The sequence below is a fragment of the Martelella sp. AMO21009 genome, assembly GCF_053484295.1.
The window spans coordinates 242,432-268,852 of sequence record NZ_JBAKFR010000004.1 but is presented as its reverse complement, the minus strand read 5'-3'; the positions used below and the strand labels follow the sequence as shown (position 1 = coordinate 268,852).

Here is a 26,421-nt window from a genome sequence, read left to right as displayed (position 1 = left end):
CCTGGGCTGTCAGCGCACGCCGTCACCGTCGCGGTCCCAGTACCAGGCAACATACATTTTCTTGCGGTCGTGCTGCCGGTTCTTCAGGAGGCCGCGGATATCGCGGACATCACTCTTTTCGCACGCGATCCAGACGAAGGTTTCGCCGTCGAGGTCGGCGAGCGCATGGCGGATGGTTTGCGCCAGTCCCCCGGTTCCGGCGGACGAGCGATGCAGCCATGTGAGGTCGAGTTCGGACGCCCCGCCGATCGCCTGTTCCTCCGCCGCGTTCTCCACTTCGATGATCGCCGTCAGCCTCGTTCCGGCCGGCGCTTCCTCGGCGATACGGGCGATCGCGGGCAGGGCGGCCTCGTCGCCGGCAAGGAAGATGCGTTCGGCCGCGGGAACGCCGCCGCCGCCGGGGCCGAGAAACGCCGCCCGGTCGCCGGGCTTTGCATCGCGAGCGAAATCGGCACCCGGCGTGGCGATGCCCGGGGCAGGGTGCTGAAGGAAATCGACCCAGACTTCGCCGCGTTCGATATCGACGAAGCGGATCGTATAGACCCGGATCAGCAACGCATCCTCGCCCTCCGGCCATTTGATCCGTCCATCTTCTCCGATCACCGGCCAGACCGGCTCGCGGCCGTTTGGCGGCACCAGCAGGCGCACGTGCATGTTGCCGCCGATGAACGGCGTCACATCGGCGCAGGCGAATTTCACCCGCAGCATATGCGGCGTGACGGTTTCGGTGGCGACAACGCGGACCTCATGCAGGTTGGCGGGCGCGGCTGTTGATGGCGCATCGGACCATGTAAGCTCCATCGCATCGTCGCCGGCGAAATAGAACAGATATTCGGCAAGCATGGTGCGCGCCAGTTGCAGCTGCTCGGCGCTCGGCGCGGCGAGGGCGATCTTCAAGCTTTTCCGGTCAACCGCGAGAACCGCCTCGCCTGTTTCGGTCCTCAGCGTCAAGCGCTCGCCGGAGCGCGTGATATCGAAATGCTCGCCAAGATGCTCTTCCAGGGTATCGAGCATCACTGCCGGGTCTGTTGGCCGGGCGATGCCGGCAAGGCGGAACGTCATGTTTCTTCCCTTCATTCGCTCTTGGAAGGCTTCGCATCGCTGTAGTGGCGGCCCATCGGCAGCATCATTGGCCGCGCGGAAACCGGGTCGATGATGATCCTGCTTTCGAGGCTGAAGACCGCGCGGATATGGTCCTCGGTCAGCACCGCTTCCGGCGCGCCCGCCACATGCAGCCGTCCGGCCTTCATTGCCACCAGATGATCGGCATAGCGGGCCGCAAGGTTCAGGTCGTGCAGCACCATGACGATGGTGGTGCCGTTCTTGCGGTTGAGGTCGGTCAGAAGATCCAGCACCTCGACCTGATGGCTGATGTCGAGGAAGGTGGTCGGTTCGTCGAGCAGCAGGATATCGGTCTGTTGGGCCAGCACCATGGCGATCCAGACCCGCTGGCGCTGGCCGCCGGAAAGCTCGTCGACGGCGCGGTCGGCAAGGTCCGCCGTGCCGGTCGTATCGAGCGCAAGGGCAACCGCCTGGTCATCTCGCGCGCTCCACCGCGAAAACATGGTCTGGTGTGGGTGACGTCCCCGGCTGACGAGATCCGAAACCGTGATCCCCTCCGGCGCCAGCGGCGACTGGGGGAGCAGGCCCAGCGAGCGCGCCAGCAATTTCGTCGGTGTGCGGTGGATGGCCTTGCCGTCGAGCAGTACCTCTCCGCGCTTCGGCGTCAGAAGCCGCGACAGCGTCTTGAGCAGGGTCGACTTGCCGCAGGCATTGGCTCCGACAATCGCCGTGATCCGGTTTTGCGGCACGGTGAAGCTGAGGTCTTCGAGAACGGTCTTCTCGCCATAGCCCGTTGTGATCCCGTTTGCGCTGAGAACATGCCGGGTCATGGTGCCGTTTCCGATCTGTTGGCGCGAATGATGAGATAGATGAGATAGGGTGCCCCAAGTGCCCCGGTGACGATGCCGACAGGGTAGCGCGCGGGCAGAAGGAACTGCCCGGTATAATCGGCAAACAGAACAAGGCAGGCGCCGATCAGTGCGGCCGGAACCAGCAGCGAACCGCCGGTGCGGATGATCCGCGCAGCAATCGGCCCGGAGAGAAACGCCACGAAGGCGATGGGCCCGGTCACCGCGGTTGCGATCGCGATCAGTCCGACGGCCGCGATCGTCACCACGAGACGGGTGCGGGCAACGCCGACGCCAAGCGCCGCGGCCGTCTCGTCGCCCAGCCGGAGCGCTTCGAGGTCCCGCGTCCTGCTGACAAGCAGCCCGCCGCAGACAACCAGACTGAGGACAAGCGGAACCGCCTGATCCAGCCGGGAGCCGTTGAGACTGCCCGTCAGCCAGCGCAGCGCCTCCTGAAGGTTCCACATCGGCGCCAGCGACAGCACATAGGCGATCATGCTTTCCAGCATCGAGGAAACGCCGATGCCGACGAGGATCAGCCGGGTGCCGGCAACCCCGTTCTTTGCGGCAAGGCCATAGACCAGAAACGCAACGCCAAGACCGGCGGAAACGGCAAAGACCGAGACCGCGGGCCCGTTCAGCTTCAACACCACGATGGCGAACACCGCTGCTGCGCTGGCCCCGGAACTGATGCCGATAATGTCCGGGCTTGCCAGCGGATTGCGCAGCATGGTCTGGAAGGCGACGCCGCCAAGGCCGAAGCTTGCGCCGGCCAGCACCGCCAGCAAGGCGCGCGGCAGGCGCAATTGCCCGACCGTGAAGGAAAGCCCCGGCACATCCTCGCCCGCCAGCACCCGAAGCACCGCGCCGGGCGGCGCAAAGGACTTGCCGAGCATCAGCGTCAGCGCGAACAGCACTGCGATCAGGGCTACAAACAGCGCCATGCCGAGCCGCCGCCGGTTGCTGCGCCGGGTTCTGGTGGCCGTAACGCGCTGGAGGGTCGAAGAAAGGCGCGTCATAGTTCTCGCACCTGTTGGCGCCTGACGATCCAGATGAAGACTGGCCCGCCGACCAGCGCGGTTATGATGCCGACATCAACCTCGCCGGGGCGGGCGGCGATGCGGCCGACGATATCGCTCGCCAGAAGCAGTATGCCGCCGCCAAGGGCCGAAAACGGCAGCAGCCAGCGGTGATCGACGCCGACGACCAAGCGGCAGGCATGCGGAACCACGAGGCCGACAAATCCGATCGGCCCGCACACCGCCGTCGTCGCCCCGCACAGGAGAACCGCCGAAACCGCGGCAACGGCGCGGCCGAGGGCAATGTTTTCCCCGAGGCCCGCGGCCAGTTCGTCGCCCAGCGCCATGGCGTTGAGCTTGCGCGCGGAGATGAAGGCGAGTGCGAGACCGACGACGAGGAACGGCAGAACCGGGAGGATGCGCGAAAAAGTGGCCCCGCCGACGCCGCCGATCTGCCAGGAGCGGATGCCGCCGGCGATGTCGCCTCTCGGCAGCACGATCGCCATGACCAGCGAAGCGAACGCGATCGAGGTTGCCGCTCCCGCAAGCGTCAGCTTCAGCGGCGTCGCCCCGCCGCGACCAAGCGAGCCGACCAGGTAGACGAAGACGGCGGTGATGCCCGCGCCAAGGATCGCGGTCCAGATATAGGCGTTGGAGGAACTGATATTGAACCAGGCCACGCCGATGACCACCGCCAGTGCCGCGCCCGTATTGACGCCGAAAATGCCGGGATCGGCCAGCGGGTTGCGGGTGATGCCCTGCATCAGCGCGCCGGAAAGCCCGAGCGCGGCCCCTGCCAGCACGGCAAGCGCCGTGCGCGGAATGCGCATCGCCACCACGGCTTCGCCGATGGTTTCCTCGTGCCCGACAATGGCGGCGGCGATGTCGGAAAAAGACACGCCGCGCGTGCCGATCGCCAGCGAGGCCGCCGCCAGAACGACGACAGCGAGAACGGCCACGGCCAGCCAGAACATCCTCCCTCCGCCGCCCGCGCCGGAGGCTATCGTAACCTGCCGCCTCATTCTGGCTTGGCGGTTGACTTTCTGGCCGCTGCGGCAAGCTTTGCCACATAGTCATCAAGCACATAGGAGATCGAAAGCGGGGTCGGGTTGGCCGCCGTGCCGAGGGGATTGCGGCCGAGCATGATGACGGCGCCGTTTTCGACAGCCGGCATGTGCCGGAAAACCGGGTTCTGCCGCATGGCCTCGAGAAGCGTATCGTCGCCATAGGTAACGACGATATCGACGTCGTCGAAGGCATCGATGCGCTCGACGCTGATCGACCCGGCAAAGCTGCCGTCCTTCGAGGCCGCTATCACGCTTTCGGGGGCTTCCAGCCCGAGATCGCCAAAGAACTGCACCCGGGTATCGTGGGTCGTGTAGAAATTCACGACGCTGAGGTCGGTGGCGTCGAGATGGGTGATGAACATCGCCTTCTTGCCCTGAAGCTCCGGGTATTCGGAGATCTCGGCGGCAATCTCGGCCTCGATCCGCGCGATCAGCGCCTCGCCTTCCTCCGGCATGCCGAGGCCTGCGCTGTCGAGGCGGATCATGTCGCGCCAGTTCGTCGCCCAGGGCGCATCCGGATAGGCGACGACCGGCGCGATCTGGCTCAGCGTGTCGTATTCGCTGCGGGTGAGGCCGGAATAGGCGGCGAGGATGACGTCGGGCCTGACGGCGGCCACGGCCTCGAAATCGATGCCATCGCCCTCGTCGAACAGCACAGGCGTATCGGCGTCGAGTTCATCGAGCCGTGCCGCGACCCAGGGCAACACGCCATCGCCGTCATCATCGCCGAAATTGGCCGCAGCGAAGCCCACCGGCACGACGCCCAGCGCCAGCGGCACCTCGTGATTGGCCCAGGCGACGGTCGCGACCCGCTCCGGCTTCTCGGTGATCACGGTCTCGCCGAAGGCATGGTGGATGATGATCGGTTCGGCAAGGGGCTCGCCCGCGCGGGTTGCGGGCGCAGCAAACAGAGCGATGGCGACGATGAGAAGGGAAAAACCAGGCAAGCGCGACATGGCGATTTCTCCGGTTGGCTAAAGTTGACCCTCATTGTCATGTTCAATAAAGGGGGTCAAGGTGGCCATGCGCGACTTCTGCCGCCGCCGGTGAAGTTTCAGGGGAATCCTACAAAAACGGGAAATCATACAATACTGGACTAAATTAATCAGGTTAATCGCCATCTGAACCTGCAGATTGCGTCGGAACAAGCCTTCTCGCGGCCGCGAACGGGCGCTCTGCCGCAGTAGATCAAAATCCGCTGAACGCGATTTCTGGAAGCTGAAGATGAACGACGCAACAAGCAAAAATGATGGACGGCACGCAACGATCCGGCGGAGGGCGGTCGTCCTTCTCGGCTGCACGGCGCTGGCAGCAAGCCCGATGCCGTTGAGAGCGCAGGATCAGGGCGAGGCGACCACCGTTCTCGAGCCCGTGACCGTCAACACCAGCGGCATGGGCAGCAGCGACGCCACCTCAATCGTCGCGTTCGAAAGCTCCGGCGGCGGCAAGCTGGCGACGGACTTCCTCGACACCGCAGCTTCGGTATCCGTGATCACGTCCAAGGAAATCCAGCAGCGCGACGCCCAGACGGTGGAACAGGTGCTTGATTACACCGCCGGCGTGACCACCGACTTCTACGGCTCCGACGACCGCTTCGATTATTACAAGATCCGCGGATTCGATGCCTATACCTACCGCGATGGCCTTCCGCTCGGCTCGCCTTTCGGTGGTGTGCGCGAGGAGCCGTTTGCTTTCGAGCGGGTGGAGGTGCTCAAGGGCGCCGATTCGACGATCTTCGGCGTCTCCGATCCGGGCGGCACGGTGAATTTCGTGTCCAAGACGCCGCGGAGCGAGCGGTTCGGCGAAGCCTATATCACCGGCGGCTCCTACGACCACGCCGAGGTCGGCTTCGATTTCGGCGACAACATCACCGAGGATGACACGCTTTCCTATCGCCTCACCGGCAAGTTCCAGAACGCCGACGCGGAATACGACTATTCCAATGACGACGAGAGCTTCATCATGGGCGGGCTGACGTGGCGCATCGACGATGCCACCGAGATGACCCTGATCTACGACTATCTCGATACCGATGGCACGCCCGGCGGCGGCGGGCATCCGATCGGGTCGGATTTCGACCGCAGCTTCTTTCTCGGCGAGCCGGATTACAACTACAACGACGTGACCCGCAACACCGTTACCTGGATGTTCGACCACGACTTCGGCTCGGGACTGACTTTCAGTTCGCGGGCCCGCTATTCGAGCTCCGAGACCGGTTTCGGCTATGCCTATGTCTACGAGCCGGTCGACAATGGCGACACGATTGCCGATCGCTATTACTTCGGCAGCGCCCGCGACTATGACGACTTCGTTATCGACGCGCATTTCCAGTACGATACGTCCTTCGCCAACGTCGAAAGCCGCACGCTTGCGGGCCTGCAGTACGAAACCTATTCCGGCACCAATGACAGCTATTACGATGTCGCGCCAGGCATTGACTGGACCAACCCGGTCTATTCCGGCGGCCCGAACTACAGCGGACCCTATGCGAGCACGAAGAACGACCAGAACACGACCTCGGTCTACCTGCAGCAGGAGCTGACCTTCTCCGAAAAGCTGATCGCCTCGGTCGGCCTGCGCAATGACTGGCTGGATCTGGAACAGCTTAACCAGCTCACCGGCATCACGACCGAGGGCGACTACAGCGAGTTTACCGGCCGCGCGGGGCTGACCTACCGGATCACCGACGAAGTCTCGACCTATGCGAGCTATGCCCAGTCGGTGGCGCCGCCGACGCTCGGGATCGAGCCGGAGCGCGGCGAGCAGTATGAGGTCGGCGTCAAATACGCGCCGCTGGCCTTCCCGGCGCTGTTCAGCGCCTCGGTCTATGATCTGACGAAGACCAACATCACGGTCACCAATCCCGCGACCAGCATGCAGGAATCGATCGGCGAGGCGCGGGTGCGCGGCATCGATCTGGAAGCCAAGGCCGAACTGCCGCACAATTTCAGCCTCACGGCGGCCTATTCCTACATGATGTCGGACATCGTCGAAAACGGCACGAGCGGCAATGTCGGCAACGAGCTCGGTTTCGTCCCGAACAATGTCGCTTCCCTGTGGGTGGATTATACGCTGGAAGGCGAAGGCCGGCGCGGCGACATGACCTTCGGCCTCGGCGCGCGCTACCAGAGCTCCTATTATTTCGGCGAGGACAACAAGGTCAAATCCGACCCCAACATCACCTTCGACGCCGCCTTCAGCTATGATGTCGCGGAACACACGACCCTGCAGGTGAACGCCACCAACCTCTTCAACGAGAAATATGTCGCCTATGGCGGCTACGGCGCCGACTGGTACAATCAGGGCCGCGCGGTTTATGTGACGCTGCGCCAGTCCTGGTGAGATAAGGAACGCGCCATTGCGCGCGGGTCAGCGCGCACTTGTGAGCGCCTTCTTGCGCCAGGCTGCCGGCGTTTCTCCGGTGACCTGGCGAAACACGCGGGTGAGGTGCGCCTGATCGGAAAAGCCGAGCTCGGCGGCGGCATCGGCAACGCTGAGGTCGCTTCCGACGAGCAGATCCTTCGCGCGTTCGACGCGTCTGGCAAGCTGCCACTGCAGCGGCGTTTTGCCCGTGGTCTGCCGGAAGACTTCCGAAAACCAGCTTTCCGAAAGCCCGACGGTCTCGGCCATCTCGGCCACCGTCATGCGCGCTTGGGGTGATGCTTCGAAGCGTGACAGCAGCCGGTTCATCTGCGCCTTGGTGATCCGGCCGCCGGAAGCGGGTTTTCCGGCATCGGCGGGAATGTCCAGCAGGGCGGTCGCGAGGCTGCCGACAAGGCTTTCGGCATAGAGCGAATGGCGGGCGGGATTTGCCACCTCGTCGACGATCATGCCCGCCAGCGTGCCGATCGGACCGATATCATGGGTTTCGGCCGGACGGCGCAAAACGGCGCGGGCCGCGGAGGCGCCGATCGATGGCGCGATGAAGCGCAGCAGCCTGTCCTCATGCAGATGAAGATCGAGATGGGAGAAGCGATGCCGGGCGGTGAACTGCGTCCACATCGGAACACCCGCGGGTACGTAGATCGCCCGCGTCAGCGGCCGTTCATGGCCGGAAAACGCGCCGTTACGGTTCGAGACGCGAATGCAATCCGAGACATCGTTGAAGAAGATGACAATCCTCGGATCCGGCGAAAGATAATAGGCGTTCGCGTCCCGATCGCCCTCGGCCTCCCAATAGACGCCGACAAGGCCGTCAAGTCCGCGCCACAGGACCGGCTGGACCGGCCGAATGCCTTTGGTATGACACAACATCGAATGCCGATAGGTCAAGACAGGTTACCGTTTTAAACGTGGTGGCCCATGCGCTGTCGCCGATCGAAAATGACGATACCGTAAACCGCTTCAGCGCTTCGGTCAGTTTCAAACATGACTATAAATATCATATTTTCCGCAAGCGCAAGCATCGCTTTCCCCTGCTTCCGGTTGTCGACCCTCGCTCGGGCTTGCCCGCCGTGACGCGCTTTGGATCCTCGGCGGTTTGTCTGAACCGCCCGATGATCCAGCGCTTCGCTTTGACGCATCGGGTTATCAAAAAACCGGGTTCCACTTTTTCGCCGGCCCAAAGCTGAGCAATCGCACGGATGCATTCCTAGAATGACTATCAATACGCTGAAATATTCATTTTTTGTGCCTCGTCTATCTCGTCTTCGGGGTGTTGTCGGTGGGTGAAAGCGGACGACATCGCCTCAGGCCCTCCCGGACGCCCGCGCGACATTGCCGCTGGTGGAAATGCGGGGCACAAACGCCCCGAGGCAAATGGTTGGAAACCGGGTCAGACGCCCGAATAGGCGGCGAAGCCGCCGTCGATCGGCAGCACAACGCCGTTGACGAAGCCGGAGGCGGCATTGCTCGCCAGGAACAGGAGCGCCCCGGTCAGTTCGTCCGCCGCGCCGAAGCGGCGCATCGGCGTATGGTCGATGATCTTGCGGGCCCGGTCCGTAAAGGCTCCGGCCTCGTCAACCAGCATCGCCCGGTTCTGGTTGGTGATGAAGAAGCCCGGCGCCAGCGCATTGACGCGGATGCCGGCCTCGGCGAAGTGAACTGCGAGCCACTGGGTGAAGTTGCTGATCGCCGCCTTGGCGCCGCTATAGGCCGGGATCTTGGTCAGCGGGCGGAAGGCGTTCATCGACGACACGTTGATCACCGAGCACCCGTCGCGCCCGATCATCTGGCGGGCAAACACCTGGGTCGGCACCAGCGTGCCGAGGAAGTTCAGGTTGAAGACGAAGCCGACGCTCTTCGGATCGAGGTCGAAGAAGGTGCGCAGGGACGTATCGTCGAGATCGGCGGCGCTGAACACCTCCTTCGTCGTCGTGCCGCGCGGATGGTTGCCGCCGGCCCCGTTCAGAAGAATATCGCAGGGGCCGAACCGGGCCTCCACCTTTGCCGCAGCCTCGGCAAGGGAAGCCGTCTCCAGCACGTTGGCGGCACAGGCCATCGCCTCGTAACCCTCATTCTCGAGCGCCCTGGCCGCAGCCTCGGCCGCATCGAGATTGAGGTCGATGAGGGCGATGCGCGCCCCGCAGGCCGCAAGCGCTAAGGCAAACGACTGGCCGAGCACGCCGGCCCCGCCGGTGACGACCGCGACCTTGCCGGAGAGATTGACCTTGAAGGGCAATACTGCCGTCATGATGCGGCTCCCGTGGCGCCCTTAGTCTTGGCGATGCCTTCCCAGATGCCGTTCAGATAGACCGCGCCAAGCGCACGGTCGTAAAGGCCGTAACCGGGTTTGCCGGTCTCGCCCCAGATCATCCGGCCGTGGTCGGGCCGGAAATAACCGGCAAAGCCGGTCTCGTAATAGGCCCTGAGCACCGCGCCCATATCGACGGAGCCTTCCGACGACAGATGGGCGACCTCGTTGAAATCGCCGGCGGCGCTGGTCTTGACGTTGCGCAGGTGGGCGAAGGCGATCCGGTCGCGCCCGGAAAATTCACGGACCATCGCCGGCAGGTCGTTTGCAAGGTCCGCGCCGAGGGAACCGGTGCAGAAGGTCAGCGCATTCGCCGGGCTGTCGACGACGGCGAGGATGCGTTCCAGATCCGCCCGGTTCTTGACGATCCTCGGCAGGCCGAAGATCGGGCGCGGCGGATCATCCGGATGGATCGCCATGCGGATGCCGGCTTCTTCCGCGACCGGAATGATGGCCTTCAGGAAAAAGGCAAGGTTTTCGAAGAGCCGCGCCTCGTCGATCGCGCCGTACTCCTCGATCAGCGCGGCAAGCTCTTCCGGCTTGTAGCTCGCATCCCAGCCGGGCAGGCTGAGCCCCTTGGAAAGGTCGATGGCGTCTGCCTCGGCGGCATTGAACGACAGCGCGTTCGAGCCGTCTTCGAGCTCCATGGCGAGGTCGGTGCGGGTCCAGTCGAACACCGGCATGAAGTTGTAGCACACGACCTTGACGCCGGCCGCGCCGAGATTGCGCAACGTCTCGCCGTAATTGGCGATCAGGTGGTCGCGGCTTGGCTTGCCGAGCTTGATGTCCTCGTGCACCGGCACGCTTTCGACGACCTCGAAGGCAAGTCCCGCCGTGTTGATCTTCGCCTTCAGCGCGGCGATCGCCTCCGGCGTCCAGACCTCGCCGACCGGCGTGTCGTAGATAGCGGACACGATGCCGGTCATGCCGGGGATCTGGCGGATGGCGGAAAGCGTGACCGGATCGTCATCGCCGTACCAGCGAAACGTCATCTTCATCTTCTTGTCCTTTGTCGAAATGATCTTGGGCGGAATGTGCGGCGCCTGCCGAGCCGCGCGTCGTTGCGAATGCAGGGAGGGGCCTACCCCTCCCGCGTTTGAAAAGCGGCATGCCCAGCCTGCAGTTTTGCGCGTGTCAGTCCGAAATGCTCATAGAACTCCTCCGGAGCGTCGTGGCGCTTTAGTTGCCGTATGATCCCGGCGACCATGCGGCTTTCGACCACGGCGTCCTCGAGCGCCTGCGTCTGTCCCGGATCATTGACGAGATCATAGAGCTCACTGCGCCCGCATCCCTCGAATTCCGCCGTCAGCGCCTCGGGCCGGACGGCCTTGCGGTCAGCCGGTATCTTCAGCGTCGAGAGCATCTTGGTGAAATCGAACGGTTCGGCGAGCGTGGCGCCTCGCAATTCGTCGAGCGTGAACGGGCCGTTCATGTGGTTCGGCATCAGGGTATACTCAAAGAGCCCGTCGCCATAAATGTTGTTCGGATAGCGCAGATAGAGATAGCGCCCGTCCGTCGCCCCGATCGGGCCGCCATACATGCCGAAGATCCGGATGTCGTCGGCCGGCGCCTCGCCATCGAGAAGCGGCAGGATCGAATGCGCGGTGACTTCCTCCGGAACCGCAATCCCGTAGATGTCGAGGATCGTCGGCATCAGGTCGGTCGTCTGTGTCAGGGCGGCGCGGTGTTCGCCAGCCTTGGCCGCGTGATCGGGATGCCAGACCATCAGCGGAATGTTGGAAAGCTCGGTGTAATAGGGCATGCGGTTCTTGCCCCACCAATCGTGTTCACCAAGGAGCAGGCCGTGGTCGGTCGACACGATCAGGCAGGTGTCCTTCCACAGATCCTGCTCGTCGAACATGTCGAGGAGACGGCCGAACTGATCGTCGCACATCGACACCAGTGCCGCATAATTCGAACGGATCTCGGCGATTTCCTCGGGCGTGTCATTGACCCGCTGATAGACCGGCCAGTCGAGCGTCCGGCCGTTCCAGCCGGTGGGATAGATGTCCTTGAAGCGCTGCGGCACGGTGAAGGGCTCGTGCGGATCGAAAGCCTCGATCTGCAGGAACCAGTTGTCGGACGCACCGTTCCTGTCGAGGAACTCCAGCGCATGATCGAAGCATTTGACGGTCGGGTAGTCGGACTCCTCCGACTGGAAATCGCGGTTCACCGCATGGCGCAGTTTTTTCCACGACCAGCGCGGCATGTTTTCCCGCGTCGCCTTCCCGGGCTCGACATCGAACTTGTAGTGCTTGGGATCGAACGCCTCGCGGTAGCGGTCGACCTCGGGATTGACGATGGCGCGCCACGGATCGTTTTCCTGGCCGCGAACGAACTCCCAGGTGTCAAAGGCATTGGTATAGCCCGCGCCGCCATCCTCGAAATAATGCATGTGGTCGCTGACGATATGGCTGTAGATGCCGTTTTCGCTGAGAATCTTCGGAAACGAATTGTCGAAGGGCTCCAGCGGGCCCCAGGAGCGATGCATGAAGTTCAGCCGGCCGGTATGCATGTCACGGCGGGCGGGCATGCAGGGGAGGCTGCCGACATAATGGTCGTCGAAGGTGACGGCCTTTCTGGCGAAACGATCGAAATTGGGGGTCTTGATCGCACCGGAGCCATAGGCGCCCAGCGCGTTTCTGTTCAACGAATCGAACAGCACAAACACGGTCTTCAATTCTGCCTCCCTGTATCAGCGAGGCCAGACTGCTATTGCCGATATATGTTGTCAAATGAATAAGAATGCCTATAAATATTCCATAAATGACTGTCTTGTTCGGCTATGGGAGGTTCGGAATTGGGCATTGATCCGAAATTCAAGGCATTCTTCGCCGTTGCGGAAGCGGGGTCGATCTCGCGCGCGGCCAACAAGATCGGCCTGACGCAATCGGCGCTGTCGAAACTCATCCGGCGGCTGGAGGAGGAGTTCGACTGCGACCTGATCGAGCGCCAGCCCCGTGGGGTGAACCTGACCAAGGCCGGCGAGGTGCTCTTGCGCCGGGCGGAGCGGGCGGCGATGGAGTTTTCCCACGCGCGCGAGGAAATGGCGGCGCTGGCGGCGGAGAAGATGATCTCGTTTCGGATCGGCTGCGGCCCGATCTACTCGTTCGGATGGATGCACTATCCCGTGCAGATCCTTTCCGAGCGCTATCCGAACATCGAGTTCGAGGTCAGTGGATCGCCGTTTCAGTCCGGCATCGGTAGGCTTCTGCGGGGCGAGTTCGACGCCTATTTCGGCTTCATCGACCAGAATGCGGCGGACGACAACCTGCAATACATTCCGATCCGGAATGTCGAGACTCTTGTGTTCTGCCGCAAGGATCATCCGCTGCTTCAGCGCGAAAGCGTCTCGGCGAAGGATCTTGCAACGCAGAACTGGTCGGTGTTTTCCGATGTCGGCCTCACCAATGCCGCGCTCGAACGAACGATCCGGACGGCCGCGGGAACCGTGCCGCATATCCGGTTCAAGTCGGATTCGATGACCACCGCGCTGTCGCTGGCGGCGACCAGCGACAGCCTCGTCTGCGCGCCGTCCCCGCTGGAACGCTACGTCGAGAATCTCGGCCTGAAGCGTCTGAAGGTCGACACGGTGATCTGGAGCTACCAGTCCGGCTGCCTGCTGCGCCGCTCCTCGCTGCGCTACGACATCATCCTCGAACTGGTGAAGCTGATTTCGGAGGAGGCGAGTTCCTGGGAATTTGTCTGAGCAAGGTATCCCAAGAGCCCTCGCTGCAGCCGACATGCGACATAGAAGTGCTATTCCGCAATCGCAAAGACGGTGTGGACGACCCTACATCGGTCGCACGGGCCCAAGATGATCAACAGCGCTAGATGGCAGCGGCGATGAAGCGAGTCGGCCTGCGCCTTGCCGCGCCCCTCCGCGACCGCCTCGACGTCGCGTCTGAGAGCGAGGTGCTGAAGGAGGCGGCGGACCTCTGGTCCCATTGTTCAGTTCCCGCCCGGCAAAGTGCCGGTCTCCAAAATTTTCGGACCGGCGATGCACTGTATGCCTTCTGTCGAAGCATGGCCCGGGCGTTCTAACTCGCGCTGCGGTTCTTGTTCCCTGATGAAACGGAGCGGGCGTTTGCCGCTCGTTTATTGATAATGATCAAAGCCCTTGCCAGCGGAGTATGGTCGACTGGATTTATTCGACGCGCACAATGGAGACTGACATGATCACGGATTTGTTTGTTCACCTCGATGGAAGCGATGGCGACAGGGACCGCCTTGAAGCCGGGCGTCAGATCGCGGTGATGTTCGACGCCCATCTTTCCGGCGTCTTCGTCAATCGCCTGCCCGATATGCCGGCGGCGGAGGTCTACAGCTATTCGGCTTCCGCTCTCGATGACATGCAAAGACAGGCACGGGAGAAGGGCGACAGGATTGCCGCAAAGCTGGAAGGGCTGCTGTCCGACCTTGACGTCCGGAACGAACTGCGACGTTTCGATGTGCTTGCGTCCCGATGGCAGCAGACACTGCTGGCGGAGGCAAGGCTATACGACCTGTTCGTCACGACGATGCCGCAGGAGGACGATCATGAAGACGCGGCGCTGGTGGAAACCGTGCTGTTCGGGGCGGGGCACTCGGTCTTGCTCGTGCCGCCGAAATGCTTATCCGCCCTTGATTTCTCAACCATCGTGCTCGGCTGGCGCAACACGCGGGAGGCCGCGCGGGCGGTCGACGAGGCCCTGCCATTCCTCAAACGCGCCGAACGCGTGTCGGTCTGCATGATTGGCGACGACGAACTGGGCCGGATCGAGCGGGTCACCCAGGGCAATGACATCGCCCGCCATCTCGCCCGCCACGGAGTCCCGGTCGAGCTCAATCCCCTGCCGGAGGGCAAGGGCGTGGGCGCCACCCTGCTCGACGAGGCCGATCTGCTCAACGCCGGCCTGATCGTCATGGGCGGCTATGGCCATACGCGACTGCGCGAATGGGTGCTTGGCGGCGCCACGCGGGAGGTCCTGAAGAAATCGGAAATCCCCGTTTTGATGGGGCACTGATCGGCGAGGCGGCCCTATTGCCAGGAATCGCTGTCGGACATCATCGACCAGACCGTAACGAAAAGCGCCGCGATCAGCGGGCCGACGACGAAACCGTTCACGCCCATGAGCGCGATGCCGCCGAGTGTCGATACCAGGATGAGATAGTCGGGCATGCGAGCGCCTTTGCCGACGAGAGGCGGTCTCAGCAGATTGTCGACGAGGCTGATGATCAGTATCCCCGTCGCGAGCAGGACGAGTCCTCTGACAATTTCTCCTGAAAGCAGGAGGTAGAGGGCAGCGGGCACCCAGACGGCGGCGGCGCCGATCACCGGAAGAAGCGACAGAAACGCCATTACGACACCCCAAAGAAGCGCGCCGTCCATCCCCAGCAGCCAGAAGAGGGTTCCGCCGATCGCGCCCTGGACCAGCGCGATCACGACACTGCCCCTGACCGTCGCCGTGATCACCCGGGAGAATTTGTCGAGAAACTGTTCCGTCTGGCGCGGGGTGAGCGGGCTGGACTTTCGCACTGTCGCCGACAAGGCTGTGCCGTCGCGCAGAAGAAAGAACAGGATATAGAGCAGCACCCCGACATTGGCGATTATCCGGACCGCGCCCTGGCCGAGCCCGAGGGCCTGCGGCGCCGCCCATTGCGTGACCTCCACCAGCGCAGCGTCGAGGCGCCCCTGCAGCTCCTCCAGGGAACCGATGCGGATAAAATCAAACGCCTGCAGCACGAAGGGCGGCGCCCTTGCGCGGACGCTCTCGAAGGCCGAGGGCAGATCGATCTCATGCATGGACATAAAGCGATAAAACCGCGCGGCTTCCCGGGCAACGGCAATGAAGATCAGAGCCGAAGGGATGAGGATGACGCAGATGCAGACAAACAGACCGATGCTCGCGGCGATATTCCTGCGCGGCTGCAGGCGTGCCGCGATCATCTTCTGGAAAGGGTGAAACAGGATTGCAAGCACCACTGCCCACAGGATCGCGCCGTAGAAGGGGCGTATCAGCCAGAGGAAGGCGACCGAAGCGATCACGGTTAGAATTACAAAACTCGCCTGCTGGACTTGCCGTTGCTGCATTGTACCGCCCAATCACCTGCAATGGGTTTGTCACGGAGCCTTGTCAATAAGTCGTAACCTTAGCTGAACTCAGCAGGAAGCCAAGCAGCGGATGAAGTCGGCGATCCCGGTCTTGTATTCGCCGCAACAATATAGGGCCGGCCGGCGCGGGCAAAGCCGATAATTCAATTGAATCGACAGCGCTTGCCCGAATGCCCGAACGCAGGCCCCCATTGGCTGCCGCATCTTTCCGGACGCCGCCGATTGCGCGTCTGCGGGATGCCGGCCGCCCCGGCAATATCCCTCATTCAGCGCAGTGGAGCGCCACGGTCGAAAGGGGTTGCAAAGCAAATAGGCTTTGTAATATGACCTATACGTCATGTTGATTACCTATATGTAATTTCGACGTGGGAAGCGATTGGCGCCGATAGAGATAGATTTCTATCCGTGCTGGGAAACGGAGGATGTGCGGCCATGAAAGTGCTTGTGCCCGTCAAGCGGGTGATCGATTACAATGTTAAGGTGCGGGTGAAGCCGGACGGGTCCGGTCCCGATCTCGCCAACGTCAAGATGTCGATGAACCCCTTCGACGAGATCGCCCTGGAAGAGGCGATCCGGTTGAAGGAGAAGGGCGTGGCGCAAGAGGTCGTCGCCGTGTCCATCGGCGTTCGCCAGGCGCAGGAAACGCTGCGCACCGCGCTCGCCATGGGTGCCGACCGGGCGATCCTGATCGTGGCCGCCGAGAGCGTTGCAACCGATATCGAGCCGCTCGCCGTCGCCAAGCTGCTGAAGGGCGTCATCGAGGCCGAGAAGGCCGATCTGGTGATCGCCGGCAAGCAGGCGATCGACAACGACATGAACGCCACCGGGCAGATGCTGGCGGCGCTGCTCAACTGGCCGCAGGCGACCTTCGCCTCCAAGGTGGATATTGCCGATGGTCTTGCGGAGGTCACGCGCGAGGTCGATGGCGGGCTGCAGACGATTTCTGTCGCGCTGCCGGCGATCATCACCACCGATCTGCGCCTCAACGAGCCGCGCTATGCTTCACTGCCGAACATCATGAAGGCGAAGAAGAAGCCGCTGGAGGAGAAAACCGCGGCGGATTATGGCGTCGATATCGCCCCGCGCCTCGAAATCGTGCGCACGCGCGAGCCGGAAGGGCGCAAGGGCGGCATCAAGGTCGATACCGTCGACGCGCTGATCGAAAAGCTGAAAAACGAAGCGGGGGTGCTGTAATGTCTGTTCTGCTGCTTGCCGAAACCAGCGGCGACGCTCTGGTTCGCGATGCGACCGCGCGGGCGGTCAGGGCCGTCTCCGGCCTCGGGGATGTGACCCTGCTTGTTGCCGGCGCGGGTCTTTCCGCCGCCGCTGATGAGGCCGCGCGCATTGATGGCGTTTCGAAGGTGCTTGTCGCCGACGCCGATGCGCTCTCCCACCGGCTGGCGGAAGCGACCGCCGAACTGATCGTCGGGCTTGCGGGCGATTACGGCGTCATCGCCGCGCCCGCGACCAGCGACGGCAAGAACATCCTGCCGCGCGTTGCCGCCCGTCTCGATGTCATGATCATTTCCGATGTCGTCGCCGTTCTCGACGCCGAAACCTTCGACCGGCCGATCTATGCCGGCAATGCGATCCAGACGGTGAAATCGCGCGATCCGGTGCGGGTCGTGACCATCCGCACCTCCGGTTTCGAGGCGGCGGGTGAGGGCGGTGCGGCACCCGTCGAGACGGTGAGCGCGCCGGATGCGGCGGTTGCGTCCGAGTGGGTTGCCGACAAGGTTGCCGAAAGTGACCGGCCGGAGCTGACCTCGGCCCGCATCGTGGTTTCCGGCGGACGCGGCGTCGGTTCGTCCGAACAGTTCGCGGTCATCGAAAAGCTGGCCGACAAGCTCGGTGCGGCCGTCGGCGCCTCGCGCGCGGCCGTCGATTCCGGCTATGCGCCGAACGACTGGCAGGTCGGCCAGACCGGCAAGGTGGTCGCGCCGGAGCTCTATATCGCCTGCGGCATCTCCGGCGCGATCCAGCATCTGGCCGGGATGAAGGACAGCAAGGTGATCGTCGCGATCAACAAGGACGAGGAAGCGCCGATCTTCCAGGTCGCGGATTACGGCCTTGTCGCCGATCTCTTCAGCGCGGTTCCGGAACTGACCGAAAAGCTCTGAGGCCGGTCATCCGGCCCGTGCGCCTTGCGTTTTTGCGTCCTCGCCGCCGCTCGCCCTTGCCCGTTCCTCCGGCGACATCAGCAGCGCGTAAGCCTCGGTCAGCGGCGGGCTTGGCGGCAGCGGGCCGAGCGAGGCGAGCATTTCCGCCGCGGGCAGCTTTCGGCCATCCTTCAGCATTGCCGCGCGCACTGTCGCCGTCACCGCGACCTCGCCCGTGTACGGGCCGCTCAGAGGGATGATCCGGTGCTCCATGAAAAGCGAATTCTCCGTCCAGCCGGCGAGCTTCGTTTCGAGCCGGAAACGCTGAAAGGCGCCAAGCGAGCGCCGGTAGCGCGCGTTCACGCCCGTCAGAACGGGCTGCCATCTCTCGCGCGTTATGCGCGCGCCGAGCCCGGAGCGAATCAGCAGATCAAACCGGCCGATATCCATGAAGGTCAGATATCTGCCGTTGTTTACATGCAGATTGACGTCGAGGTCTTGGGGCCAGACCCTCAGGACAATCGCGGAGATATCTTCAGGAGGATGGATCGCAGGCGCGAATTTCGCCTTGATCAAGGTGCTGGCCAGTCGTCCCCAAACATACATGCTGTTGCCCCAAAAACCTTTTGTAACCGCGGAAATACACCGTCTTCAAGGTCCGTGCCAGACCCGTCAAGATCGGTCTTGAATTGTGTGACGTATACGTTTATAGGATATCGTAATGGTCATGTCGAAGGAAAATTGTGCAGACGGAAGCCTTGAGGAGGGTGTCGGCGCAAGAAGGAGGAGGCGTGCAAGAGGATTTCGATACCGAAAGGCCGGGCGGCGGGGCAGATACGCTCAACCCCGCTGAGGCCGGGGCGGCCAATGGCGCCGCGAGCCGGAAGGCCGATACGCTGCCGGCTTTTCTGGATGAATCGGTGGCGCGCTTCGCCGATAAAACGGCCATCGAGTTCTTTGACCGAACCTGGACATATGGCGAGATTGATGCCCTGTCCGACCGGTTCGCCGCGGGGCTTGCGTCCATCGGGGTTCGCAAGGGCACGCGCGTCGGTCTATGCCTTCCCAATTGTCCGTATTCGGTCATCGGTTTCTTTGCCGTGCTGAAGGCGGGCGGCACCGTCGTCAACTTCAATCCTCTCTATACCAGCCGCGAGATTCGCGATCAGATTCGTGATTCGGGAACCGAGTTCATGATCACGCTCGACCTGGAGGCGGTTTACAAGAATCTGGGGCCCGTCGTCGGCGAGACGGATCTGAAACGGGTGATCGTCTGCCCGATGGCAAAGGTCTTGCCATCGCTGAAGGGGGTGCTGTTTCGCCTGTTCAAGCGCTCCGACCTGGCGCGCATTCCCGGGGATGAGAAGCACTTGCGTTTTGACGCGCTGATGCGGGATGCCGCGAATGCGCCCGTTCCGGCCATCGAAACCGCCCCGTCCGATATCGCCGTCCTGCAATATACCGGCGGCACGACCGGGGTGCCGAAGGGCGCCATGCTGTCGCATGGCGCGTTGGTCGCCAATGCGCGCCAACTGGTCCATCAGGGCAACCAGTGCGGTCTGCTGGTCGAGGGCGAGGAGATGGTGATGTGCGTGCTGCCCTTCTTCCACGTCTTCGCGATGACCGTTTGCATGCTCTATGCGGTGGAGATCGGCGCCTCGATGCTTCTGGTGCCCCGTTTCAACCGTGATGAACTGATCCCGCTGATGGAGCGGCGCAAACCGACGCTGTTTCCGGCCGTTCCCACAATCTATGGCGCGATCAACAGCGTGGCGCTGACGCGCAAGGTGCATCTCGAATCGCTTAAACTATGCATCTCGGGCGGTGCGCCGCTGCCTAATGAAGTGCGCGTCGACTTCGAGAAGCTGACCGGATGCCGGCTTGCGGAAGGCTACGGCCTGACGGAGTGTTCGCCGGTCGTCTCCGTCAATCCGCTGGACGGCAGCGCGGGGCGGCCGGGGTCCGCCGGCCTTCCGATGGCGGGGACAACGCTGGAAATCCGGGATTCTGAAAATCCGGCCGTGCTGCTGCCGAAAGGCGTCAAGGGCGAGCTGTGGGTGCGCGGTCCGCAGGTCATGTCGGGCTACTGGAACCGTCCGGACGAGACCGCCCATGTGCTACGCGACGGCGCGCTTCGAACCGGCGATGTCGGTTATCTGGACGACGACGGCTATCTCTATCTCGTTGACCGGCTGAAGGACCTGATCATCTGCTCGGGCTACAACGTCTATCCCCGCGTCATCGAGGAGGCGCTTTACGAGCATGATGCGGTGGCCGAAGCGATCGTGATCGGCGTGTATGACGCCTATCGCGGCGAGCGGCCGAAGGCATTCGTTTCGTTGCGCAAGGATGCGCAGGTCACGGTCGAGGAGCTGCATGAATTCCTGGTTCCGCGGCTCTCCAAGATTGAATTGCCGCGCGACATCGAAATTCGCGATACGCTGCCGCGGACAATGATCGGCAAGCTTTCGAAAAAGGAATTGATCGAGGAAGAGCGTCGTGCCTCACATGATGACGAAAAGGCGAAGGCCGGGGAGGCAGACAGTCATGTTGACGCGTAGGTCAGGGGACCGCTATGGTGAAACGTTCAAGAAAGAGAAGGTTTCACGTGGCGGATCAGTTTTATACCGTGACCCAGTTGGCCGAGGAGCTCGGGCTCACGCCGCGGGCCTTGCGGTTTTACGAGACCAAGGGACTGATAAACCCTGGGCGGGCCGGAAAGACGCGCATCTACACGCAGTGCGACCGTGCGCGCCTGATCCTGATTATGCGCGGCAAGCGGCTTGGCTTCTCGCTGGAGGATATCAAGCGGTTCCTGGACCTTTACAAGGTCGATCATACGCAGCAGGAGCAGCTGACGGCGCTTCTGCGGGCGGTGCACGAGCGTATCCAGCTTCTGGAAGAGCAGAAGGCCGCGATCAACCTTACCATTTCGGAACTGAAGGATGTGGTGAGCGAAACCGAAGAGCGGCTGTCACAAAAGGCGGGCAAGCTCGCGAGCTGATCCGCGCAGGCTGCGCCGGGGCATCGGGCGCCCCTGTCGTCGCTGATTTTTCCGCAACTTCTGATGGGATGCCGGCATCCCTGTTGCCCGCAATCACTGCCACACGTTCAAGGCCGGTTCCCCGCTCGGGCGGAACCGGCGGCCAACGCATTGCGCCTGAAGGCCGGGAGCCTCGCGCCAATGCGCACTGTTTTCTATTCTCAATCCAAAACATCTCGTTTCCTGGGAGTATGCCATGACCAACGTCGTCATCGCGGGCTATCAGCGCTCGCCGTTTTCACTCGCCTCCAAGGGCGAACTGGCCCGTGTCCGTCCGGATGATCTGGCTGCCCAGGTGGTGCGCGGGCTGGTCGAAAAGACCGGAGTGAAGGTTGAGGATATCGAGGACCTGATCCTCGGCTGCGCCTTTCCGGAAGCCGAGCAGGGCTTCAACCTCGGCCGTCTCGTGGTGCTGATGGCGGATCTGCCGCAGACTGTCGGCGGCGTCACGGTCAATCGCTTCTGCGGTTCCTCGATGCAGTCGATCCACATGGCCGCCGGCCAGATCCAGCTCGGTGCCGGCGAAATGTTCATTTGCGCGGGCGTGGAAAGCATGAGCCGGGTGCCGATGACCGGCTTCAACCCGCTACCGAACCCGGCGCTCTATGCCAAGACGCCCGGCGCCTATATCGGCATGGGCGACACGGCGGAAAACGTCGCGACCAAATGGCAGATTTCGCGTGAGCAACAGGAAGCCTTCGCCGTGAAGAGCCATGAAAAGGCCACCGCTGCCCGCAGCGAAGGCCGGCTGAAGGACGAAATCGTGCCGATCAGCGTCAAGGGCGGAACGGTTTCGGAAGACGGCTGCATCCGTCCGGAAACCACGGCCGAGGCGCTGGCGGGCCTGAAACCGGCCTTCTCGGCCGACGGCACGGTCACCGCCGGCACCTCCTCGCCGCTGACGGATGGCGCTTCGGCCGTTCTGGTATGCTCGGAGGACTATGCGATGAAGAACGGCCTGACGCCGCTCGCCCGCCTGACTTCCGTCGGCATCAGTGGCTGTGCGCCGGAAATCATGGGCATCGGCCCGGTCGGCGCCAGCCGCAAGGCGCTGGAGCGCGCCGGCCTCGATGCCGGCGCCATGGATGTGATCGAACTCAATGAGGCCTTTGCCAGCCAGTCGCTGGCCTGCATCCGCGATCTCGGCCTTGCCGAAGACCGGATCAATATCGATGGCGGCGCGATCGCGCTTGGTCACCCGCTCGGCGCCACCGGCGCGCGCATCGTCGGCAAGGCCGCATCGCTGTTGCAGCGTGAGGGCGGCAAGTATGCGCTTGCCACACAGTGCATCGGCGGCGGCCAGGGCATCGCAACCATTCTGGAGCGCATCTGATGTCTGATAGCGAATTCAAGATCAACACGGTCGCCGTGATCGGCTCCGGCGTGATGGGATCGGGCATTGCCGCCCAGGTCGCCAATGCCGGACACAAGGTGCTGCTGCTGGACATCGTGCCGGAGGGCGCGGCCAACCGCAACGTGATCGCGGAAACCGCGCTCGCCAGGATGAAGAAGGCCGATCCCGCGCCGTTCATGTCGAAACGGGCCGCGAAACTGGTGGAAACCGGCAATATCGAGGACGATCTCGAAAAGCTCGCCGGGGTCGACTGGATCATCGAGGTCGTGGTCGAGAAGCTCGACGTCAAGCAGGCGCTCTACCGCCGCATCGACGCCGTGCGTAAGCCCGGCACGGCGATCTCGTCAAACACCTCGACCATTCCGCTCGCTCGCCTTGTGGAAGGCATGCCGGAGGCGTTCGTCCGTGATTTCATGATCACCCACTTCTTCAATCCGCCGCGCTACATGCGGCTGATGGAACTGGTGACGGGGCCTGATACGAGCGCAGCGCTCGCCGCGGCCGTGACCGATTTCGCCGACCGCAAGCTCGGCAAGAGCGTTGTCGTCTGCAACGACCGTCCCGGCTTCGTCGCCAACCGCCTCGGCGTCACCTGGATTCAGCTCGGCGTGCTGAAGGCGATGGAAGAGGGGCTGACGGTGGAAGAGGCCGATGCCGTGATGGGCAAGCCTTTCGGCATTCCCAAGACCGGTATTTTCGGCCTGATCGATCTGGTCGGCCTCGACCTGATGCCGCATATCGGCGCAAGCCTGAAGAGCGCGTTGCCGGACGGCGACATGTTCCACGCGACCAATCGCGACCTGCCGCTGGTCAACCAGATGATCGCCGACGGCTATACCGGCCGCAAGGGCAAGGGCGGCTTCTACCGGCTGAACCGCGAGGGCGGCCGGAAGGTCAAGGAAGCGATCGACCTTGGCAGCGGTCGCTACAACACGTCCGCAAAGGTCGAGAGCCCCGAACTGAAGGCGGCGCGCAAGCCGCGCCAGGTGATGGAGATCGACGGCCCGCTTGGCCGCTACGCCTTCGGCGTCATGGCCAATACGCTGTCCTATGCCGCAAGCCTCGTCGGCGACGCCGCCGACGATATCGCCGCGATCGACGAGGTCATGCGGCTTGGCTACAACTGGCGCTGGGGACCGTTCGAACTGATCGACATGATCGGCGCGCCGTGGCTGGTTGCGCGGATGCGTGAGGAAAATATTCCTGTCCCGGACCTCCTCGAAAAGGTCGGCGAGCGCACATTCTACCGCATCGAGGACGGAAAGCGTCAGGCCCTCCAGCCGGATGGCAGCTACCGCGATATCGAACGGCCCGAGGGCGTGCTGATGCTCGAAGACATCAAGCGCGTCAACAAGCCGCTTCTGAAGAACGGTTCGGCCTCGGCCTGGGATATCGGCGACGGCGTCGTCTGCTTCGAGTTCGCCTCGAAGGCCAATGCCATGGACGACCAGATCATGACGCTGCTCGACAAGACCATCGGGCTTGTGAAGAAGAACTACAAGGCGCTGGTGATCTATAATGAGGGCACCAACTTTTCGGTCGGCGCGAATCTGGGGCTGGCGCTGTTTGCCGCCAATATCGCCGCCTGGGGCGAAATCGAAAAGCTGGTCAGCAACGGTCAGGCGACCTATCGCAAGATGAAATATGCGCCGTTCCCCGTGGTTGCCGCGCCCTCCGGCATGGCGCTTGGCGGCGGCTGCGAGATCGTGCTGCATTCCGATGCGGTGCAGGCGCATGCCGAAACCTATATCGGCCTCGTGGAATGCGGCGTCGGCCTCGTGCCGGCCTGGGGCGGCTGCCGGGAAATGCTGACCCGTTGGCAGAACAATCCGGCAGCCCCGAAAGGCCCGATGCCGGCAACGGCCAAGGTCTTCGAAATGCTGTCGACCGCGACCGTCGCCAAGTCGGCCGAGGAGGCGCGGGAACTCATGTTCCTCGGCAAAGATGACGGCGTGACCATGAACCGCTACCGGCTTCTGGCCGATGCCAAGGCACGGGCGCTTGCCATGGTCGACGGCTATCAGCCGCCGGAGCCACAGGAAATTGTCCTGCCCGGCCCATCGGGCAAGATCGCTCTGGAAATGGCCGCCGAGGGCTTTGCCCGGCGCGGGATCGCAACGCCGCACGACCTGACGGTGGCGCGCGAGCTCGCGACCGTCTTGACCGGCGGCGATACCGACATCATCGACACGGTGGATGAAGACACAATTCTCGAGCTGGAACACGAAAGCTTCATGCGTCTCGTGAAGACCAAGAAGACGCTCGACCGGTTCGAGAGCGTCATCGAAACCGGCAAACCCCTGAGAAACTAGAAAAAGAGGACGAAAGCCATGCAAGTCTATAATGCACCCATCCGGGACATGCGTTTCGTTCTGCAGGAACTGATCGGCATCAGCGACTATCCGGATATCCCCGGCCTTGAAGAGGTCACGCCGGATCTGGCCGACGCCATTCTCGAGGAATCCGGCAAGTTCTGCACCGAAGTCCTGCTGCCGCTGAACGCAACCGGCGACGAGGAAGGCTGCGTGCTGGAAAACGGCGTCGTGCGCACGCCCAAGGGCTTCAAGGAAGCCTACAAGGCGTTTGCCGAAAGCGGCTGGACGGCGATGGCCTCTGCGCCGGAATGGGGCGGACAGGGCCTGCCGGAATCCATCAACAAGCTGGTGGAGGAGATGAGCTGCGCGGCCAATCTCTCCTTCGGCCTCTATCCGGGCCTGACCCACGGCGCCTATCAGGCGATCGTCGACCATGCCAGCGAGGAGTTGAAGCAGACCTATCTGCCGAAAATGGTCGAAGGCACATGGTCGGGCACGATGTGCCTGACGGAGGCCCATTGCGGGACCGATCTCGGCCTGCTGAGGACCCGCGCGGAACCGCAGGATGACGGTTCCTACAAGATCACCGGCTCGAAGATCTTCATTTCCGCCGGCGAGCATGATCTTACCGAAAACATCATCCATCTGGTGCTGGCGCGCCTTCCCGATGCGCCGAAGGGCGTCAAGGGCATCAGCCTGTTTCTGGTGCCGAAATTCCTGCCCAATGCCGATGGCACGCCGGGCCAGCGCAATGGCGTGACCTGCTCGGGTATCGAGCACAAGATGGGCATCAAGGCGTCCGCCACCTGCCAGATGTCGTTCGACGAGGCCACAGGCTGGCTCGTCGGCGAGCCGCACAAGGGCATGCGCGCCATGTTCACGATGATGAACAGCGAGCGGCTGTCTGTCGGCATCCAGGGGCTGGGCGCGGCGGAAGCGGCCTATCAGGGCGCCGTCGCCTATGCCAAGGAACGCCTGCAGGGCCGCTCGCTTGCCGGCGCGAAGCACCCGGACAAGCCCGCCGATCCGATCATCGTCCACCCCGACGTTCGCCGCATGCTGATGACCATGCGCGCCAATGTCGAGGGTTGCCGCGCGCTCGGCGGCTGGGTGGCGCGCAATCTCGACATGATGAAGCACCACCCCGATCCGGAAACGCGCAAGGAAGCGGAAGACTTCACCGCGCTGATGACCCCGATCGTCAAGGCGCTGTTCACCGATCTCGGCTTCGAGACCGCGTCTATCGGCATGCAGGTCTATGGCGGCCACGGCTTCATCCGCGATCACGGCATGGAGCAATATGTCCGCGACAGCCGCATCTCGATGATCTACGAGGGCACCAACGGCGTGCAGGCGCTCGATCTCGTCGGCCGGAAGATGCCGGCGCATATGGGCCGCTATCTGCGTTCGTTCTTCCATCCGGCGCTCGCGGAGATCGATGCCGCGATCGATGACGACCGGCTCTCCGATCTGGTTCAGCCGCTCTCGAAGGCCTTTGGCGGGCTGCAACTCTGCACGGCCGAGATCGCCCAGAAGAGCCTGAGGGACCCGGAGGAGGCCGGTGCGGCCGCGACCGAGTATCTGCGTCTCTTCGGCCTGGTCGCGCTCGGCGTGATGTGGCTGCGGACGGCCAAGGTCGCCCATGCCGCGCTCGACGGCGAATGCGACGATCCCGCGTTCTACAAGGCCAAGCTCGTCACAGCAGACTTCTACATGACCCGCATCCTGCCGCAGGCGGCCGGCCTCGTCGCCGCGATCCGCTCCGGCAAGTCCGCGATGATGGCGCTCGACGAGATGGCGTTTTGATGCGGCGGGGCGTCGAACAGGA

Annotated in this window: 22 protein-coding genes; 11 read left to right on the top strand and 11 right to left on the bottom strand. The window is 63.0% G+C overall.

Annotated elements, in window-relative coordinates; translation table 11 throughout:
- Positions 1–9 precede the first annotated feature (9 nt).
- Genes V6766_RS07460 through V6766_RS07440 form a run of 5 tightly spaced genes read right to left on the bottom strand, consistent with a single transcriptional unit; the run spans position 10 to position 4,952 of the window.
- Positions 10–1,062 (bottom strand): DUF2218 domain-containing protein, encoded by a 1,053-nt coding sequence (locus V6766_RS07460; RefSeq protein ID WP_448465052.1) that lies wholly within the window; start codon positions 1,060–1,062, stop codon positions 10–12.
- A gap of 11 nt (positions 1,063–1,073) precedes the next feature.
- A complete protein-coding gene (locus tag V6766_RS07455; RefSeq protein WP_448465050.1) occupies positions 1,074–1,892 on the bottom strand; it encodes an ABC transporter ATP-binding protein in 819 nt (272 codons plus the stop codon).
- Complete coding sequence (locus tag V6766_RS07450) at positions 1,889–2,929, bottom strand: FecCD family ABC transporter permease (RefSeq protein WP_448465048.1); 1,041 nt, start codon at positions 2,927–2,929, stop codon at positions 1,889–1,891. Before V6766_RS07450 ends, V6766_RS07455 begins: the two co-directional genes overlap by 4 nt.
- Positions 2,926–3,903: a FecCD family ABC transporter permease gene (locus V6766_RS07445; protein WP_448465046.1), complete on the bottom strand. Its 978-nt coding sequence runs from the start codon at positions 3,901–3,903 to the stop codon at positions 2,926–2,928. Before V6766_RS07445 ends, V6766_RS07450 begins: the two co-directional genes overlap by 4 nt.
- 44 nt (positions 3,904–3,947) lie before the next feature.
- The gene (locus V6766_RS07440; RefSeq protein ID WP_448465044.1) at positions 3,948–4,952 is read right to left on the bottom strand and encodes an iron-siderophore ABC transporter substrate-binding protein; all 1,005 of its coding nucleotides are present in this window, start codon (positions 4,950–4,952) and stop codon (positions 3,948–3,950) included.
- Between the two features lie 268 nt (positions 4,953–5,220).
- On the opposite strand from V6766_RS07440, the gene V6766_RS07435 reads away from it, so the two are divergent.
- Positions 5,221–7,338, top strand: coding sequence for a TonB-dependent siderophore receptor (locus V6766_RS07435; protein ID WP_448465042.1), 2,118 nt, complete (start codon positions 5,221–5,223; stop codon positions 7,336–7,338).
- Between the two features lie 27 nt (positions 7,339–7,365).
- On the opposite strand, the gene V6766_RS07430 is transcribed toward V6766_RS07435, so the two are convergent.
- Positions 7,366–8,268 carry a helix-turn-helix domain-containing protein gene (locus tag V6766_RS07430; RefSeq protein ID WP_448465040.1) on the bottom strand — a complete coding sequence of 301 codons (903 nt, stop codon included), beginning with the start codon at positions 8,266–8,268 and terminating at the stop codon, positions 7,366–7,368.
- Positions 8,269–8,291: 23 nt separating this feature from the next.
- Between V6766_RS07430 and V6766_RS07425 the strand changes: the two genes are divergently transcribed.
- The gene (locus V6766_RS07425) at positions 8,292–8,567 is read left to right on the top strand and encodes a hypothetical protein (RefSeq protein ID WP_448465038.1); all 276 of its coding nucleotides are present in this window, start codon (positions 8,292–8,294) and stop codon (positions 8,565–8,567) included.
- 203 nt (positions 8,568–8,770) lie between these two features.
- Here the strand turns inward: V6766_RS07425 and V6766_RS07420 are convergent, their stop codons facing one another.
- From V6766_RS07420 to V6766_RS07410, 3 genes are all read right to left on the bottom strand, one after another.
- Positions 8,771–9,628, bottom strand: a complete 858-nt coding sequence (locus V6766_RS07420; RefSeq protein ID WP_448465036.1) for an SDR family oxidoreductase — start codon at positions 9,626–9,628, stop codon at positions 8,771–8,773.
- Positions 9,625–10,686 (bottom strand): mannonate dehydratase, encoded by a 1,062-nt coding sequence (gene uxuA, locus V6766_RS07415; protein ID WP_448465034.1) that lies wholly within the window; start codon positions 10,684–10,686, stop codon positions 9,625–9,627. Before uxuA ends, V6766_RS07420 begins: the two co-directional genes overlap by 4 nt.
- A gap of 83 nt (positions 10,687–10,769) precedes the next feature.
- Positions 10,770–12,368, bottom strand: coding sequence for a sulfatase (locus tag V6766_RS07410; protein WP_448465032.1), 1,599 nt, complete (start codon positions 12,366–12,368; stop codon positions 10,770–10,772).
- A 120-nt stretch (positions 12,369–12,488) separates the two neighbouring features.
- Here V6766_RS07410 and V6766_RS07405 point away from each other — a divergent pair, with 120 nt between their 5' ends.
- Complete coding sequence (locus tag V6766_RS07405; RefSeq protein WP_448465030.1) at positions 12,489–13,397, top strand: LysR family transcriptional regulator; 909 nt, start codon at positions 12,489–12,491, stop codon at positions 13,395–13,397.
- A 466-nt stretch (positions 13,398–13,863) separates the two neighbouring features.
- A complete protein-coding gene (locus V6766_RS07400; RefSeq protein ID WP_448465028.1) occupies positions 13,864–14,694 on the top strand; it encodes a universal stress protein in 831 nt (276 codons plus the stop codon).
- A gap of 14 nt (positions 14,695–14,708) precedes the next feature.
- Here the strand turns inward: V6766_RS07400 and V6766_RS07395 are convergent, their stop codons facing one another.
- Entirely contained in the window at positions 14,709–15,761 is a 1,053-nt protein-coding gene (locus V6766_RS07395; RefSeq protein ID WP_448465026.1) for an AI-2E family transporter, read from the bottom strand.
- A gap of 453 nt (positions 15,762–16,214) precedes the next feature.
- On the opposite strand from V6766_RS07395, the gene V6766_RS07390 reads away from it, so the two are divergent.
- Positions 16,215–16,976 (top strand): electron transfer flavoprotein subunit beta/FixA family protein, encoded by a 762-nt coding sequence (locus tag V6766_RS07390; protein WP_448465024.1) that lies wholly within the window; start codon positions 16,215–16,217, stop codon positions 16,974–16,976.
- On the top strand, positions 16,976–17,902 hold the full coding sequence (locus V6766_RS07385) for an electron transfer flavoprotein subunit alpha/FixB family protein (protein WP_448465022.1): 927 nt from the start codon (positions 16,976–16,978) through the stop codon (positions 17,900–17,902). The genes V6766_RS07390 and V6766_RS07385 overlap by 1 nt, the downstream gene beginning before the upstream one ends.
- A 6-nt stretch (positions 17,903–17,908) precedes the next feature.
- On the opposite strand, the gene V6766_RS07380 is transcribed toward V6766_RS07385, so the two are convergent.
- On the bottom strand, positions 17,909–18,487 hold the full coding sequence (locus V6766_RS07380) for an acyl-CoA thioesterase (protein WP_448465020.1): 579 nt from the start codon (positions 18,485–18,487) through the stop codon (positions 17,909–17,911).
- Positions 18,488–18,672: 185 nt separating this feature from the next.
- Here V6766_RS07380 and V6766_RS07375 point away from each other — a divergent pair, with 185 nt between their 5' ends.
- From V6766_RS07375 to V6766_RS07355, 5 genes are all read left to right on the top strand, one after another.
- Positions 18,673–20,442, top strand: coding sequence for a long-chain-fatty-acid--CoA ligase (locus tag V6766_RS07375; RefSeq protein WP_448465018.1), 1,770 nt, complete (start codon positions 18,673–18,675; stop codon positions 20,440–20,442).
- A 47-nt stretch (positions 20,443–20,489) separates the two neighbouring features.
- Positions 20,490–20,885 (top strand): MerR family transcriptional regulator, encoded by a 396-nt coding sequence (locus tag V6766_RS07370; RefSeq protein ID WP_448465016.1) that lies wholly within the window; start codon positions 20,490–20,492, stop codon positions 20,883–20,885.
- 235 nt (positions 20,886–21,120) lie between these two features.
- Positions 21,121–22,257: a thiolase family protein gene (locus V6766_RS07365; RefSeq protein WP_448465014.1), complete on the top strand. Its 1,137-nt coding sequence runs from the start codon at positions 21,121–21,123 to the stop codon at positions 22,255–22,257.
- Positions 22,257–24,590 (top strand): 3-hydroxyacyl-CoA dehydrogenase/enoyl-CoA hydratase family protein, encoded by a 2,334-nt coding sequence (locus V6766_RS07360; protein WP_448465011.1) that lies wholly within the window; start codon positions 22,257–22,259, stop codon positions 24,588–24,590. The genes V6766_RS07365 and V6766_RS07360 overlap by 1 nt, the downstream gene beginning before the upstream one ends.
- Before the next feature lie 18 nt (positions 24,591–24,608).
- The gene (locus V6766_RS07355) at positions 24,609–26,399 is read left to right on the top strand and encodes an acyl-CoA dehydrogenase C-terminal domain-containing protein (protein WP_448465009.1); all 1,791 of its coding nucleotides are present in this window, start codon (positions 24,609–24,611) and stop codon (positions 26,397–26,399) included.
- The last annotated feature ends 22 nt before the right edge of the window (positions 26,400–26,421 follow it).

Coding starts and splice junctions, on each gene's coding strand:
- V6766_RS07435 (WP_448465042.1), top strand. CDS start 5,221: ATGAACGACGCAACAAGCAAAAATGATGGACGGCACGCAACGATCCGG.
- V6766_RS07400 (WP_448465028.1), top strand. CDS start 13,864: ATGATCACGGATTTGTTTGTTCACCTCGATGGAAGCGATGGCGACAGG.
- V6766_RS07360 (WP_448465011.1), top strand. CDS start 22,257: ATGTCTGATAGCGAATTCAAGATCAACACGGTCGCCGTGATCGGCTCC.
- V6766_RS07460 (WP_448465052.1), bottom strand. CDS start 1,062: ATGACGTTCCGCCTTGCCGGCATCGCCCGGCCAACAGACCCGGCAGTG.
- V6766_RS07365 (WP_448465014.1), top strand. CDS start 21,121: ATGACCAACGTCGTCATCGCGGGCTATCAGCGCTCGCCGTTTTCACTC.
- V6766_RS07445 (WP_448465046.1), bottom strand. CDS start 3,903: ATGTTCTGGCTGGCCGTGGCCGTTCTCGCTGTCGTCGTTCTGGCGGCG.
- V6766_RS07390 (WP_448465024.1), top strand. CDS start 16,215: ATGAAAGTGCTTGTGCCCGTCAAGCGGGTGATCGATTACAATGTTAAG.
- V6766_RS07440 (WP_448465044.1), bottom strand. CDS start 4,952: ATGTCGCGCTTGCCTGGTTTTTCCCTTCTCATCGTCGCCATCGCTCTG.
- V6766_RS07355 (WP_448465009.1), top strand. CDS start 24,609: ATGCAAGTCTATAATGCACCCATCCGGGACATGCGTTTCGTTCTGCAG.
- V6766_RS07455 (WP_448465050.1), bottom strand. CDS start 1,892: ATGACCCGGCATGTTCTCAGCGCAAACGGGATCACAACGGGCTATGGC.
- V6766_RS07420 (WP_448465036.1), bottom strand. CDS start 9,628: ATGACGGCAGTATTGCCCTTCAAGGTCAATCTCTCCGGCAAGGTCGCG.
- V6766_RS07385 (WP_448465022.1), top strand. CDS start 16,976: ATGTCTGTTCTGCTGCTTGCCGAAACCAGCGGCGACGCTCTGGTTCGC.
- V6766_RS07395 (WP_448465026.1), bottom strand. CDS start 15,761: ATGCAGCAACGGCAAGTCCAGCAGGCGAGTTTTGTAATTCTAACCGTG.
- V6766_RS07380 (WP_448465020.1), bottom strand. CDS start 18,487: ATGTATGTTTGGGGACGACTGGCCAGCACCTTGATCAAGGCGAAATTC.
- V6766_RS07450 (WP_448465048.1), bottom strand. CDS start 2,929: ATGACGCGCCTTTCTTCGACCCTCCAGCGCGTTACGGCCACCAGAACC.
- uxuA (WP_448465034.1), bottom strand. CDS start 10,686: ATGAAGATGACGTTTCGCTGGTACGGCGATGACGATCCGGTCACGCTT.